This window comes from Marinobacter sp. V032 (genome assembly GCF_052645435.1).
In genome coordinates this window covers 882,978-897,620 of the sequence record NZ_JBQXYE010000001.1, presented here as the reverse complement: position 1 = coordinate 897,620, position 14,643 = coordinate 882,978, and the positions used below count along the sequence as shown (strand labels likewise).

Here is a 14,643-nt window from a genome sequence, read left to right as displayed (position 1 = left end):
GGCCCGGGCGGCTTTTTTTACTCAAAGGGTTCTTGTCAATATGCGCCGTCACGTCTTTCTGTTCGCTGGAATCCTGTTGCTAAGCGCAAGCGCATCAGCCCAGGTCTATAAATGCGAAGGCCCCGAGGGCGTGCGCTATTCCGACAGCCCCTGCGGAGAAAATGCTGAGCGCATTACCATTCCGGACAACCGAATTGGTGGCAGCTTTAACAGCAACCTGCCCCCACAGCCCGAACCCGCAACCGAACAAGCGCAACCCGAAGAACGGGCCGCAAGCTCCAACCCGCCGAGCCCCTGCAAGTTCATCAACTCCACTGACCTGCGGCGTTATATCATCCGTGAACAAGTCGTGAAGGGAATGACCAAGGACAACGTGCTGGACGCTTTTGGCCGGCCACCGGAAACCTATCCGACACCTCAGGAAACCTGGGTGTACTCCACGGATTACTACGGCATGCTCTACGAATTGACCTACGTGTACTTTCGGGATGGCTGCGTTGAGAAGGTGGTCTACCGCAAACCCTGACGTTCCGTTTGGTTGATTTTCAAACAGGCATCAATCAACAGGTTTCGCGGCGTCGACTCCCGTTCACAAAAAGTGCCCCATCTCACCTGAAACCCCTGCTCCTGCAGGTACAGCACGTAATCCAGCACCAACCAGAGCTCGAGTGGCCGTCTAAAAAGATGCTGCACCAGCTCGTGCTGGCGTACCTGCAGCAGTCGCTGCTCGCCGTAAGCCTGCCATTTTGGATAATCAACATGCGCAGGCAAGTTGAGCGCTTTAGTCTGGGCGGCCCAGCGACAGAAGCCGGAAAAATCCCCCTGATTCAAATGCGTTGGAGACGTTGGTACCGGCAGGTAGTCATCACTCGAGCGCAGCGCTCGTTGCAACCCGTCAAACCCCAGCCGCCAGGCTCGCAGACGTTCTCTCTGCACTGTTTCCCTGGCCGGCGCTGTCACCGTTTCCTGAACCGCCAGACGACTCTCCCGGGTGCTCAAGGCCAGCCGGTCAGACTGTGAGGACACGAAATGTGACAGCGGGCTATGGCGAGTATCCCGGGTCAGGTGATAACAACAAGGGGAGAAGCTGATACGCGGCAGCCGCTGCTGCACGCTCCGCGTCAACAGGCGCTTGTGAAGGTCGCCACAGGCATGCAGCGCTACCGCGTGAGTGTCGGCCGGCATCTGAAGCGAAGGCGCGAGCACGTCCTGCCCGTGTATCGTCACCGCATCACCATAGCGCCGGGCAAGGGCGTTGCCTTGCTGAACCAGCGACGATGCCCACTCCATTCCGCACACACCTGACGGTGCAGTCGAAGCCAGGGTGCGCGCCAGGTGCCCTTTGCCACAGCACCAGTCCAGAACCCTGTGAGACAGCGGCTGTATCGCCCCGGCAAACCGACCCGCCTGCAAACGTTTGCGACCGGGCATATCCACTGCTCGGGTTTCCGGAAGGCTCAGATCAGCACCCGACAGGTCGGGTAGTCGAATCAGGGACGACCTTTGCGCCAGTGCCGGCACATCCTCACTCAGCAGATCCGCCAGTTGGTCTGGATGTTGCTCATAGAAATCACAGGTCGCGCTGTCGAAAGCACCAAGGCGTCGGGCCGTGGCAGAATACGCCAGGCACCACTCAGGTTCCGGCGTTGCAAATGGCACGTATTGCCAGAGCACGCGATGATCCCGAAGCCAGGTATTCAAGGCCAGCCAGTGCTGATCGGATGGCACATCTGCACCGCAGCCTGCAATCAGTTCAGGCATCCTTGCGATCCGCGTGACCCAGCGACCTCTCGGGCGAGACAAGATCACGCACAACCTGCTTCAGCTCTGTGATCTCGGGAAACCGGCCCGCCTCTTTGCGGGACCAGACCCGCTGCCCGTCAGCGTAGACTTCAAAAACGCCACCGGTGCCCGGCTTCAAGGTCAATTCGGTGATTTCGTCTTCAAATGTGCTCAGCAGCTCCTGCGCCATCCAGGCAGAACGGAGCATCCAGCGGCACTGCGTGCAATAGTGAATTTCAATCCGGCTCGACATGAAACAGCTCCGTTATGAGAGATAGGTGACCTCTGACTGGGTCTATTTTCGCGCACTCTATCGCGCCTTGGCCAGACACCCCCGACGCCTACCGCCTTCCTTGCCATCATTGGGCAACCTGTATATTCTCGCCCTGTCGGTTTCCTTCGGGAACCAGGGAGCCTTTGAAAAAGGCTCCTAATAGGGAATTCGCCGCGAGACTGCCTGTTGAGCTATCCGTTCAACGATCCGCGAACCGAAACTGCCCCCGCAACTGTAGGCGATGAGCAAGGCCCCTTCGTAGCCACTGGGAAACACATCCCGGGAAGGCCGGGCCTGCGATGATGCGCCAGTCAGGAGACCTGCCGACACGAGTTTCATAACGCCGGGCGGGGTGTCCCGGGGGAAGGAAGGTTAAGGCCTGTTTCATATTCCGGCGTGCACTCTTCGGCGCCTCTGGTAATCGGCGCTTCCGGACCACTGGACCCCCTTGTCCAATTCTCGTAGATCCGGAGACACGCTCATGCATCCCGTTCGCCAACTGCTGGCCGCGTTATTGATTCTGCCTGCACCCCATGCTGCTTTCGCCGCGACCCATTATCCGCTTTCGTTGACCAATTGTGGGGTTGAACTCCGTTTTGAGTCAGCACCCGAACGCAGTGTCACCGTCGGGCAATCCGCCACCGAAATGCTCTACATGCTGGGACTCGCTGATACCGTTGAAGGCACATCAGTCTGGTTTAACCCGGTGCTGCCACAATTCAGTAAGATCAATGCCGGCATCAAGCGGATAGCGGACAACGACCCCAGCTTCGAAGCGATAGTAAACAAAAAGCCCGATCTGGTGGCCGTTCAGTATGAGTGGCATGTGGGCCCGACCGGCAGCGTAGGCTCGCGTCGGCAGTTTCACGATCTCGGCATCAATACCTACATCATGCCCGCCGATTGCGACACCAAAAATAACGCCACCGGCGGCGATGGCACCCGGCTCGCTGCGTTCTCCACCGCGTCTGTCTACAAGGGTATTAACCAGCTGGCCACCATTTTCGACGTGCAGTCAGCAGGCGCAGCGCTGGTAAACGATCTCAAAGCGCGCGAAGCCCAAGCTGTAATGCGCGCCGAAAACCTGGATCTGCCTGACGACCTGTCCGCTGTCTTCTGGTTCTCCTCTCCCGATCTCGAGACCGATCCTTATGTCGCCGGCCGTCTGGGTGCACCAGGCTACATGATGGAGAAGCTGGGCATCCGCAACGTTATCGAATCCGATGAGGAGTGGCCCACTGTCGGCTGGGAGACCATCGCCAAGGCTGATCCGGATCTGATTGTCATTGCCTACATGGATCGCCGTCGCTACGCCGCAGATGACGTGCAGAAGAAACGGGATTTTCTGCGTAAGGATCCGGTTGCCAGTCAGATGACAGCAGTGAAAGCCGGCCGTATTGTGGAAATGGATGCCCACGCCATGAGTGCCACAATGCGCACCATCTTCGGTCTTGAGTCACTGGCCGATGCCTTGTCGGACATGACGTTTACCCCATGAGCCCACTACTGGCAGCCGGAGCCTTCACCCGCCCTATCCTGCGCTGGTTCTGGCTGACGCCGCTTATTCTGGTGATTGCCCTGATTGCCGGCACCGCCATTGGTGAAACGTCGATCCCGATTGACATCATTCTCAAGGTACTGGCGAACAAGCTCTGGGATGCAGGCTATGCTGTTGATCCGATCGATTCCGGCATTGTCTGGAGTTACCGTCTGAGCCGGGCCATTGTCGCTGCCAGTTGCGGCACCGGCCTTGCGCTCGCCGGCGTTGTGCTGCAGGCGTTGCTGCGGAACCCGCTGGCCGACCCCTTCCTGATGGGCATCTCCGCCGGCGCCTCAACCGGTGCCGTCTCCGTAACCGTCGCCGGCCTGGGCGCAGGCGCGGTCACGCTGTCCGCAGGTGCTTTCGCCGGCGCTTGCCTGGCCTTTGGGCTGGTGGTGCTGCTTGCCCGCGCGGCCGGCAGCGGCACGGGTGGTGGCGGGCGGGGTATTCAGACCGCAGGGGCGATCATCCTCGCCGGCATTGCCGGATCCCAGCTGTTCAATGCGCTTACGGCGTTCATCATTACCAAGTCCGCTAATGCAGAGGAGGCCCGTGGCATCATGTTCTGGTTGCTGGGCAGCCTCTCCGGTGTGCGCTGGGAAGACGTCATGCTTGCGGTACCCGCTGCTGTCGGCGGGCTGCTGGTCTGCCTCTGGCACATGCGGGCATTGGATGCTTTCACCTTCGGTGTCGACAGCGCCTCTTCCATGGGAGTCGCTGTACGGCCAGTGCGGGGCATTCTAATCGGGGTCATGGCCCTGGTAACCGCGGTGATGGTATCAATGGTCGGTGCTATCGGCTTTGTGGGCCTTGTCATTCCCCATGCCATGCGCTTTATCGTGGGCAGCCAGCACGCCCGTCTGATTCCCGCCTCGGCACTGGCCGGCGCGGTCTTCCTGATTGGTTCGGATGTGCTGTCCCGCGTTTTGGTGCCCGGGCAGGTACTGCCTATCGGTGTCATCACCTCGCTGATCGGCGCACCGGCGTTTGCACTGATACTGATCCGTGGTACGGGGGCTCGATGAGACTGACAGCCGAACATCTGGACTGGACCGTACAGAGCAAAAAACTGCTTGATAACGTCAGTCTTACAGTCGAGCCCGGCCAGAACTATGGTCTGGTGGGGCCGAATGGCTCAGGGAAAACCACCCTGCTGAAACTTCTGGCCGGGCTGCGAAAGCCAAGAACCGGACAAGTGCTGCTAGATGGCCAACCAATATCACGCATGCGTCAGCGGGATATTGCACAAACACTTGCGCTGGTAGAACAGCAGGCCGAAACGACCGACCGGCTCAATGTACGGCAAGCCGTGGGGCTGGGCCGAACGCCTTTTCTGTCTCCCCTTCGCCCCTGGTCAGAACAGGACGATATCATCGTGGCCCGGGCGCTGAATGATGTCGATATGGCGCACATGGCCGACCGGCTCTGGCACACGCTGTCCGGCGGTGAGCGTCAGCGTGTTCACATTGCCCGCGCACTGGCTCAGCAGCCCCACATCCTGTTGCTTGATGAGCCGACCAACCACCTCGATATCCATCACCAGCTCTCCATTCTCCAACTGGTGCGACAGTTACCTGTCACTGTGGTGATCGCCCTGCATGATCTCAATCAGGCCATGGCGTGTGATCGTATCGGCGTTATGGATCACGGGCATCTTGTGGCCGATGGCCCGCCCGCCGAGGTGCTGACCACCGAGCGGTTGCAGACCACCTTTGGCGTGCAGGCAGACCTCATTGAGGATCCGCTGGATGGCAGCCACATCATGCGCTTTCGCAACGCGATCTGAGTGCAACCACAGGTCTCACCGGTTGCAGGCAATACCGCTTGTGGCAAACGCGATGACGGAGAGCCCCGCTACGGATCGGGTCTGGGGTAGGGGCACATCAAGATGTTAGACTACCCGGCCAGTTGATCCACACTTTGTATCGGTTTAAGCCGCCGCACCTGTGAGCCAAAGTATGAGCAAGAAAAAGCGCGAAATTCCGGTCTTTGATCATCCGATCATCGAAACCCATTGCCACCTTGATTACCTCAAGGATCGGCCATTGGAAGAAACACTGGCCGAAGCGCAGCGGGTCAATATTGAGCGCATTATCACGATTGCTGTGGCGCCGGAAAATCTGGCTACTGTTCGTGAACTGGCGCAGGTCGCGCCCTTTCTATATGGCACACAGGGCATCCATCCCCATGATGCCGAGAGCTACTCCGATGCGGTTGAGGCAGAAATCCGTCAGCACGTACCCCATGACAAGATGGTGGCAGTAGGCGAAATCGGCCTCGACTACTTTTATGACAACGCAGATCGCGGCATTCAGCGGGATGTCTTCCGCCGCCAGCTGCAGATCGCCTGTGATACCGACCGCCCCGTAGTCATCCACAGCCGGGAGGCAGACGACGACACCATCGAGATCCTGCGGGAATTCGAAAGCACGCTGACCCGGCGAGGCGTTATTCACAGCTTCACATCCGGTCCTGGCCTGGCGCGCTATGCGATCGATCAGGGCTGGTGTCTGGGCTTCAACGGCATTTCGACATTCAACAAAGCCGAGAACGTGCGGGACATTATCCGCATGACACCGATCGAGCAGTTGCTGCTGGAAACCGATTCCCCGTTCCTCACCCCTGTCCCCTATCGAGGGCGCGAGAATGCACCCTTTTATATTCCTTTCGTCGCCGAGAAGGTGGCCGAAGTGAAAGATATACCGCTGCAATCAGTGCTTGAACATACCTATCACAATAGCCTGCGTACATTTTTCAGGGCGTGACCCGAAGGCAGGTCGAAAGAAATATTCCGGCCCGCCGCTGTCATTGACTAAGCTGTAATTAAGCCGCCAACGTATAAAAGGCGTGGTCTCGGTTCTGCCCTTTGCCGGCATATTTCAGGCTTATCAGCTCTGCTGTCAGGTGCTTATGATAAAGCGTATTCCGCTATCTGCTCTGCAGGTCGGTATGTACATCGCCGACCTGAACAATGACTGGATTCCGCATAACACCCAGCGGCGGCGCGGTATCGTGCGCAGCGAAGACACACTCGCCAAAATTCACAAACTGGGTGTCACCCACCTCTACATCGACACGGAGAAAGGCAAGGACTCAAGCGAAGGCGAGCCGGTTGAAGAGGTTGATCGTAGCAACGAGACCCTGCTACAGAAAGCCGGCGAGCTCCCTCCGGCTGGTAACCCCCGAACCGACCGCGATGCTGAAATTCCCGTCGCGATCCGGATTCATCAGGAAGCGCAGGATCTGGTCGGCACATTGCTGCAGGACGTCAAACTGGGCAAGGCCATTGACCTGACGCCGATCCACGAACTCGCCGACAACCTGCAAGGTTCTGTGTTCCGTAACCAGAACGCCATGGCCTGCCTGGGACGGATTCGTGACAAGGATAATTACCTGCTCCAGCACTCGGTTAACCTGAGCGTGCTGATGTCGATCTTCGGCAAATCCATGGGCCATAGCGACGATGTGCTGCACCAGACGGTTGTCGGCGCGCTACTGCATGACATTGGCAAGGTGCTGACGCCAGACGACATCCTGCATAAACCGGGACGCCTGACCCCGGAGGAGTTTGAGGTAATGAAGCTCCATGCCCTGCACTCACACCAGATTCTGGCCTCAACCGAAGGCATCGGCGAACTCACGATCATCACCGCAGCCCAACATCATGAACGCATGGACGGCAGTGGTTACCCGGTCGGGCTCAAAGGCGATGCCATTTCAATCTACGGGCGCATGGTGGCGATTGCGGACGTCTACGATGCGATCACTTCAAATCGCGTCTATCACAAGGGTATGACGCCGACTCAAGGCCTCAAGAAACTGCTTGAGTGGAGCGGCGATCACCTTGATCCCAAGCTGGTGCGGCTGTTTATCCGCTGCATCGGCATCTATCCGGTGGGATCTCTGGTGCTGCTGGAGAGTGGCCGGCTTGGGGTGGTGGTCGCCGGTAATGAGGAAGACCAGCGACTGCCGGTGCTGCGGGTGATCTACCACACCCGTTTCCGTATGCCGATACCGGTGGAAACGCTGGATCTGGCAAAACCCGGGGTTCAGGATCGCATCAAGCATGCCGTTGATCCGGAAACCTATAAACTCAATATTGCGCCCTTCCTGTCCTGAGAAACGGTATGGTGCAGACAATCAGTCGGCCCGGCACCGCTGCCAGATCTCGCGAACCTTGTCTGACAGGGTCATGGGATCAAACGGCTTGGCGATCACATCCGCAACCCCCATCCTCAGGTAACTCTCAATCTCGGCAGGCTGCACTTTCGCAGTCATGAATACTATCGGGATGTCATCCAGTTCGGAAATTTCGCGCAATGCCCGCATGGTCTGAGGGCCATCCATGCCCGGCATCATCACGTCGAGCAGAATGATATCCGGTCCGAAGCCCACCGCTTCTTCAAGTGCAGCTTCACCCGACGAACAGACCTTGACCGTGAAACCACCCACAGCTTCCAACGCCAACTGGGCTACGGCCTGAATACTCGGTTCATCTTCAACGTACAGGACTCTTTGCAATGCACTCATAATGCTCCCGATTTCTGATGTCTATACGTCCGTTATAGCGCCGCTGATTGCATCAGCGATCCAATGCCGGTGTCGCGTTTGCGAGCGGAAATTCCACATAAAATACCGAGCCGCGTCCCATTTCGGATTCAAATCCGATGGTTCCGGCCATCCGCTCGACCAGCTCCTTGCAGATGGCGAGTCCCAGGCCGGTACCGCCTTTCTGGCGTGTATCCGAGGCGTCCGCCTGAGAGAATTTGCTGAAAATACGGTCATGGAACTCGACCGGTATGCCGGACCCCGTGTCGACGACATCCATCCTCACTGTGTCCTCATGCTGTGAGACTGATACCGATACAGTGCCCCCCGCCGTTGAGAACTTGATGGCGTTGGACAGCAGGTTAGCCAGTACCTGCTGGAACCGTTGGGCGTCAACCGCAACCCGTGCGTTGTCGGCCTCACCCGCCATCACAACCTGCACGCCATACTGATCGGCGTAGCTGCTGTTCTGGGCCAGACCTTCCCGAATCAGCGCCATAATGTCATAACTGCGCAGTTCAAAACGCATTTTACCGGCGATCAGTTTTTCCATATCCAGCAGGTCATCAATCAGGTGTGACAGGCGCGCGCTGTTTTTGTGGGCAATCGCCACCATTTCACGCGCTTTGTCGGGCAGAACACCGGCAACACCTTTGTCGACCAGCCCCAGTGCGCCGGCAATTGCTGTCAGGGGCGTTCTCAACTCGTGGCTGACGGTTGCCACAAACTCCTGCTGCATACGTGCCAGCCGCTTGGGTTCGGTAATATCCTCTACAATCGACCAGATCATCTTCCGACCACTGAGATCTTCCAGCAACATGCCTTGCAGCAACACAGGATAGCGAGTGCCATCCTTGCGAATATATTCCTTTTCGTAGGGGCCGTACCGCCCCGTAGCGTTCAGGCTATCGAGCTGGCGCTGCTCGTCAGTCTCGTACTCTATAGGCGTCGTATCCCAGTAACTCAGCCCGAGAAACTCATCGCGGGAGTACCCTGAAGGCAACAACAGGGACTCATTCACATCGATAAAGAGGCCGGTTTCATAATCATTGAGTGCAATACCAACGGGCGACAGCTCAAACAGCGCGCGGTAGCGGGCTTCATTGTCCCGAAGCGCAATATCGGCTGTTTTCATCTCGGTGATATCGGCACGGGTTCCGGCCATCAGCATGGGCTCGCCGGACAATGTCCAGCGCATCACACGCCCGCGTTCATGGGCCCAGACCCAATGCCCCGCCTTGTGTCTGAGACGCACCACCACGTCATAATCGTCCAGCTCACCCGCAAAATGCTGGTGCAGTAACCGGTCACAATGCCGCAGGTCATCGGGATGCACCAGGCTGCGCAAAAACGCCCGGGCGTCTGCGGGCAGCTCATCCAATCGATACCCGACAATTTCCAGCATGCGCTCATTCATGACGACTGCATGGGTCAGCATGTTCCATTCCCAGGTGCCGATTCGCGTACCCTCAATAACAGACTGCAATCGCCGCTCGGTGTCCAGACGCTGCTCCTGAATCCGGGCGGCATCAAGTAACTGCTCAAGGGTGCCGGTGATCGGGGCCAAGGCGGCAATCAATGACTCATCATATCCATCCGGGCGGTCCGTCAGCCCGAGCACCGCGACCAGCCGGCCCTTGTGAATCACAGGAATACCGAGCAGTGTCCTGACCCCAGGCGCCGCGAGATCCGAGTTGCCGTCATCTGACACAAATGCCTGCGCTTTGTGTTGATCCGCACTGGCGAAAAAGACACCCCTCAGCGCCGTACTGATTTCGTTCTCCTGCGCAGGGTCCAGTGCCGGCAGATCCGCATGACAGGCATACAGTGTTTGCAGCTGAAGATCGTTGGGATGAGTGCTCGAATGGACCTCAGCAATCACCCCGGCCTTGCTGCCGGTAAGCGCCAAGATATCCATAAGCAATCCCCTGAACGCCTTCCCTCCTCCAGGCTCGCGTATAAACAAGGCCTGAGAGCGCGTGATGGCCGCCAGCATCTGCTCCTGCCACGCCAGGAGATCATCACCGCGCCAGCGCTCCAATACTTCGTTCACCCAGTCCGACAGCAGTTCGATAAACTCCCGCTCGGCGTCGGTAAATCCTGCCGGTACGCGCGGGTCCGACGATGAAAAGTTCAACGTGCCGTATGGCTCGCCGGCAACGGTCAGCGCGGTTCCGATATAGCTTTCCAACGCAAAAGCCCGGTAGCAGGGATGAGAGCTGAAACGTGATTGCCCCATATGATCAATTGTCAGCAGTTGCCCGTGGGTCAGGGTTACGCTGCAGTAGGTATCGCCCAGTTCAAAATGCTGGCCATCTTCAAGGGTATTTTCCGGCGAGACCTGCAGCAAAACCTGATAATCGTTTCCTCGAATGCGGCTGATAATCCCGAACGGCATACCCAGAAACCCGCAGCCAAGCGCCAATCCACGGCGCAACAGTGCCTGGGGCGATTCATTGGCTTCGGTGCTCAGGCGAGTCAGCGACTGGAGTGACGCATACGCGCGCTTTTGCTGTCGGGTTCTGATCTGCTCTTCAATACAGTCGGCAATATCCCGCAGCGCCAACCGCTGAGACTGGGTCATCTGGTGGGGCTTATCGTCAATAACGCAGAGCGTGCCAATGCGATACCCGTCATCACCATGCAGGGGCGCGCCGGCATAGAACCGAATGTTCGGGTCGCCTGTGACCAGCGGATTATCGAAAAATCGCGCGTCCTGTGTGGCGTCTGGCACCTCCAGAATGCCGTCGCTGAGAATGGCGTGACCGCAGAACGAAATTTCCCGAGGCGTCTGCTCTGCATCCAGCCCCTGGCGAGACTTGAACCACTGCCGTTCACGGTCCACCAGTGAAATCAGACAGATGCTCGTGCCCACGATGCTCTGGGCGAGACGCGTCAGACGATCAAACGCCTCATCCGGTTCCGTATCCAGCAAACCGGTGGCGTATAACGACCGCAGGCGCTCGATTTCGTTTTCAGGTGATGGTGGCGTTAACATAATGCCTCCCATCGTGATCGGCTGCGGCGATCACAACGCTGACAGGCAGAGTGCTGCGAGGCGTGACAGGTCCTGGTCATGTTTCGCTGGTTCCGATATCCATGAACGGCTCGGGCTTGGGTGTCAGGCCAATCCTTCGCAGCAGTGTTTTACATTCTTCCGAATCCGCTTGTTCCTCGGTGATCAACATGGCCGCCCTCATCATCACTCGGGCACTGTTCTCGGGGCCATGAGGCAGGGAGTGGATCGCGCCGATCAGCTCCCGCAGGTCGAGTGGCAGGCGCCATTCAAGTTTAAGTGTATTACCCAATGGGCCAGACCACTGCTCCAATGCCTGATCAAGCTCCGCCTCCGCAACCGAACCACCGCCATTGATGTGTTGCTGGGCCAGCACCAGAACCGCCAATTCGCCAAGACAATACAGAATGCCAGCCGCGTAACAGCGAGAAGGATCAACGCCAACGCGTGACGCCATATCCTGCGCGCACTGGGCCAGTGCCCTGCTTTTGTTGATATAGGCATCAGCCCTGTTCCGCAGGCGCTCATCGGCCAACCCGTGGGACATATCCAGAGCCACTCCCAATGCCTGGTTAAGACTCATTTTCACGCCCAAGGTGGCAATGGCTTCGATCAGCGAATTGCAGGGCTCACCTGAACGTCGATAGGAACTGCTGTTGGCGATATCCAGCAGGCGTGCCGACAGGCCGACTTCACTTTTCCAGCGCGCAGCAAGATCCGATACCGATATCTCATCAGAGGCGGCCATCAAATCGAGAATCGCAGAGGGATCAGCGCTCACCGGCAGGTGCAGTTTCGAGTGCGCAGCTTTCGACAACGAGGTGACAAAATCCTGCTCGGTCGCCTGCGCCAATTCCACGGGTAAAACGCGCTGCAACCGATCGTGCACGGTTACGATATCAAACGGCTTGGTAATAAACCCGTTGATCCCGTGGTGGGCGGCAGCCAGCACACTGTCGCGATCGGCACGGGCGGTGACCATAACAATGGGGACCGTCTTGTTGTGTTGCCGAACCCAGCGGACGAATTCAAGTCCGCTTCCGTCAGGCAGATTCCAGTCGCAAATTGCCAGATCACAGGCACCGGCCGACCAGACACTTCTCGCCGTCGCCAGATCACCCGCCACTTTGAGATCAGCACTGCCGTAGAGACCCGCGACAATTGTCTGCAGCAACTCCGACATCATCAAATCATCTTCGAGTATCAGAACGTCCATACCTAGAGCCCGAAATTCTTCAGCCTGGCAGCAGTATCGCTGCAATCACGACCTCATCAGCATAGCCAATATGTCAGGACCTGTTTGTAAAATACGGTGAGCGTCAGAAGGAAAGTGATCACTCCGGCAAGGGATACCGAAGTGATCTGACACGGCCCGCCGGGCGGCAGACCGGAAGAGGGATCAGCTGTCGTCCAGATGCTTGCCCAGCATGGCGTGGTACAGCTCTCGGTCACCAATGGCACCGGTAATTTCGCCGTTTTCTTCCACCAGCAGACTGTGGCCGGTGAAGTAGCGAATTTCCACCGCTTCCCGCAGGGGCGCATCGGGGGCTATCCGGGTCGGCTGTTTGGCCAGGCTTTCGATGGTCTGACCTTCTTCCCAGGTCTGGGTCTGAAACGTCTGACCGCCGCTGGTAACAACGGCTTTGTCCGCCTGCTCAGGCGTATGCAGCCAGGTGTCATAGCGCTTGTTCAGGCAGCGGTTGCCGTCAGCATCCACCGGCACATCGCCAATCGGCAACATCAGGGAACGGGCAGCCAGAACATTCAGCGGATTGGTGCTGGCCACAAAGCTTTTGACGTAGTCATTTTCGGGTTTGAGCACAATGGATTCAGGCTTGCCGTGCTGCACAATCTGACCGTCTTTCATGATTGCGATGTGGGAGCCCAGCTTGAGCGCTTCATCAAGATCATGACTGACAAATACGATCGTCTTCTGCAGCTCTTCCTGCAGGCTCAGCAACTCATCCTGCAGCTGGTGGCGGATCAGCGGATCCAGCGCCGAGAACGGCTCGTCCATCAGCAGAATTTCCGAATCTGTCGCCAGCGCACGCGCCAGTCCGACCCGCTGGCGCATGCCGCCTGACAGCTCGTCCGGTCGGCACCTGGCCCAATCCTGCAGGCCAACCAGAGCGAGCTGACGGGCTACTTTTTCACGACGCTCGGTTTTGCCAAGCCCCTGTAACTCCAGACCGAAACCCACGTTCTCTTCGACCGTCAGCCAGGGCATCAGGCCGAAACTCTGGAATACCATCGACACCCGGCGGGTGCGGATATCGCGCTGGACCTTCTCGCTGGCCTGGGTGAAGTCAACCGACTCGCCATCGTGCTGGATACGAATCGAGCCGCTGGTGACATTGTTGAGGCCGTTGATGCAGCGCAACAGGCTCGACTTACCGGAGCCGGACAAGCCCATCAGCACGCAGATCTCGCCCTTTTTGATCGACAGGTTGGCACCCTGCACGCCCACCACAAGCCCGGTCTGCTCGCGAATGGCTTCCCGGTCCAGACCTTGCTCTATCATCGGCAGCGCCCGTTGGGGCTGCTTGCCGAAGACCACATTGACGTTTTCCAGTTCAATCATACCGAGGCTCCCTGTGCGTTGCGCTGACGGAAGAACCGATCCATCCAGATGGCCAACAGGACAATCGCCAGTCCTGCCTCAAAGCCCTTGCCGATATCCACGGTGTTCAATGCCCGTACAACCGGCACACCGAGTCCGTCCGCACCCACCAGCGCGGCAATGACCACCATCGATAGGGACAGCATGATGCACTGGGTAATCCCGGCGCCGATGGAGCTCATGGCTGCGGGGAGCTCAATGCGGAACAACAACTGCCGGTTGGTACAGCCAAAAGCCTTGCCCGCTTCAACCAGTTCTGTCGGTACCTGGGAAATGCCCAGATAGGTGAGCCGTACTGGCGCCGCAATCGCAAAAATCACGGTGGAAATAACCCCCGGCACCACGCCCAACCCAAACAGGGTCAGGGTGGGAATGAGATAGACAAACGGCGGAATGGTCTGCATCAGATCCAGCACCGGTTGCAGCCCCTTGTACAGCCATTGGTGATGCGCCGCATAAATCCCCAGCGGAATCCCGATGACAACACACAGGAGTGTGGCGTATAGCACCAGCGACAGGGTCGCCATGGTGTCTTCCCAGTAGCCCAGATTCCAGATCAGCAGAAAACTGATCAGGGTGAATACAGCCAGCCCCCAGCTGCGGTGACGGAAATAGGCCGCAACGGCAAACAGCGCCACCATGACGCCGGGTGGTACCCAGAGCAACAGGTCGGTCAGGCCGTAGATCAGGCTGCTCAGATTCTCTGATATGGCATCAAAAAAGCCCGAGCCATTGTCGACCAGAAAATCAACGATCCCTTCGATGAACTCACCAAAGGGCAACTTGTGTTCGGTTATCCAGTTCATGGCCTTCAGTCTTTTGAGACACCGCCCCCATCAAAGGAGCGGTGTCGGAGAATGGAT

General features: G+C 58.0%; 13 protein-coding genes and 1 riboswitch. Of the genes, 6 read left to right on the top strand and 7 right to left on the bottom strand.

Translation table 11 applies throughout. From position 1 onward, the window contains the following. Positions 1 to 40: 40 nt before the first annotated feature. Positions 41 to 526, top strand: a complete 486-nt coding sequence (locus tag ACUN9X_RS04120; RefSeq protein WP_260039053.1) for a DUF4124 domain-containing protein — start codon at positions 41 to 43, stop codon at positions 524 to 526. Here the strand turns inward: ACUN9X_RS04120 and ACUN9X_RS04115 are convergent. Continuing rightward, positions 511 to 1,761: a methyltransferase gene (locus ACUN9X_RS04115; RefSeq protein WP_445472271.1), complete on the bottom strand. Its 1,251-nt coding sequence runs from the start codon at positions 1,759 to 1,761 to the stop codon at positions 511 to 513. The two genes, ACUN9X_RS04120 and ACUN9X_RS04115, sit on opposite strands and share 16 nt — an antisense overlap. Beyond that, positions 1,754 to 2,035 carry a SelT/SelW/SelH family protein gene (locus ACUN9X_RS04110; RefSeq protein WP_445472270.1) on the bottom strand — a complete coding sequence of 94 codons (282 nt, stop codon included), beginning with the start codon at positions 2,033 to 2,035 and terminating at the stop codon, positions 1,754 to 1,756. The genes ACUN9X_RS04115 and ACUN9X_RS04110 overlap by 8 nt, the downstream gene beginning before the upstream one ends. A 120-nt stretch (positions 2,036 to 2,155) precedes the next feature. Then, a riboswitch (cobalamin riboswitch) is annotated at positions 2,156 to 2,398 on the top strand. Between the two features lie 139 nt (positions 2,399 to 2,537). On the opposite strand from ACUN9X_RS04110, the gene ACUN9X_RS04105 reads away from it, so the two are divergent. The 5 genes from ACUN9X_RS04105 (at position 2,538) to ACUN9X_RS04085 (ending at position 7,715) form a co-directional block, all read left to right on the top strand. Continuing rightward, positions 2,538 to 3,554 carry an ABC transporter substrate-binding protein gene (locus ACUN9X_RS04105; RefSeq protein ID WP_445472269.1) on the top strand — a complete coding sequence of 339 codons (1,017 nt, stop codon included), beginning with the start codon at positions 2,538 to 2,540 and terminating at the stop codon, positions 3,552 to 3,554. Then, on the top strand, positions 3,551 to 4,621 hold the full coding sequence (locus ACUN9X_RS04100; protein WP_445472268.1) for a FecCD family ABC transporter permease: 1,071 nt from the start codon (positions 3,551 to 3,553) through the stop codon (positions 4,619 to 4,621). Before ACUN9X_RS04105 ends, ACUN9X_RS04100 begins: the two co-directional genes overlap by 4 nt. Beyond that, a complete protein-coding gene (locus ACUN9X_RS04095; RefSeq protein WP_445472267.1) occupies positions 4,618 to 5,382 on the top strand; it encodes an ABC transporter ATP-binding protein in 765 nt (254 codons plus the stop codon). Before ACUN9X_RS04100 ends, ACUN9X_RS04095 begins: the two co-directional genes overlap by 4 nt. A 172-nt stretch (positions 5,383 to 5,554) precedes the next feature. Continuing rightward, complete coding sequence (locus ACUN9X_RS04090) at positions 5,555 to 6,361, top strand: TatD family hydrolase (protein WP_445472266.1); 807 nt, start codon at positions 5,555 to 5,557, stop codon at positions 6,359 to 6,361. Positions 6,362 to 6,506: 145 nt separating this feature from the next. Then, positions 6,507 to 7,715, top strand: coding sequence for an HD-GYP domain-containing protein (locus ACUN9X_RS04085; RefSeq protein WP_445472265.1), 1,209 nt, complete (start codon positions 6,507 to 6,509; stop codon positions 7,713 to 7,715). Positions 7,716 to 7,736: 21 nt separating this feature from the next. Here ACUN9X_RS04085 and ACUN9X_RS04080 read toward each other — a convergent pair whose 3' ends face one another. From ACUN9X_RS04080 to choW, 5 genes are all read right to left on the bottom strand, one after another. Further along, a complete protein-coding gene (locus ACUN9X_RS04080) occupies positions 7,737 to 8,126 on the bottom strand; it encodes a response regulator (protein ID WP_445472264.1) in 390 nt (129 codons plus the stop codon). Between the two features lie 52 nt (positions 8,127 to 8,178). After that, the gene (locus ACUN9X_RS04075; RefSeq protein WP_445472263.1) at positions 8,179 to 11,142 is read right to left on the bottom strand and encodes a GAF domain-containing protein; all 2,964 of its coding nucleotides are present in this window, start codon (positions 11,140 to 11,142) and stop codon (positions 8,179 to 8,181) included. A gap of 76 nt (positions 11,143 to 11,218) precedes the next feature. Next, complete coding sequence (locus tag ACUN9X_RS04070; protein ID WP_445472262.1) at positions 11,219 to 12,376, bottom strand: HDOD domain-containing protein; 1,158 nt, start codon at positions 12,374 to 12,376, stop codon at positions 11,219 to 11,221. Positions 12,377 to 12,559: 183 nt separating this feature from the next. Beyond that, positions 12,560 to 13,741: a choline ABC transporter ATP-binding protein gene (gene choV, locus ACUN9X_RS04065; protein WP_445472261.1), complete on the bottom strand. Its 1,182-nt coding sequence runs from the start codon at positions 13,739 to 13,741 to the stop codon at positions 12,560 to 12,562. Then, the gene (choW, locus tag ACUN9X_RS04060; RefSeq protein ID WP_260039068.1) at positions 13,738 to 14,586 is read right to left on the bottom strand and encodes a choline ABC transporter permease subunit; all 849 of its coding nucleotides are present in this window, start codon (positions 14,584 to 14,586) and stop codon (positions 13,738 to 13,740) included. The genes choV and choW overlap by 4 nt, the downstream gene beginning before the upstream one ends. Positions 14,587 to 14,643 lie beyond the last annotated feature (57 nt).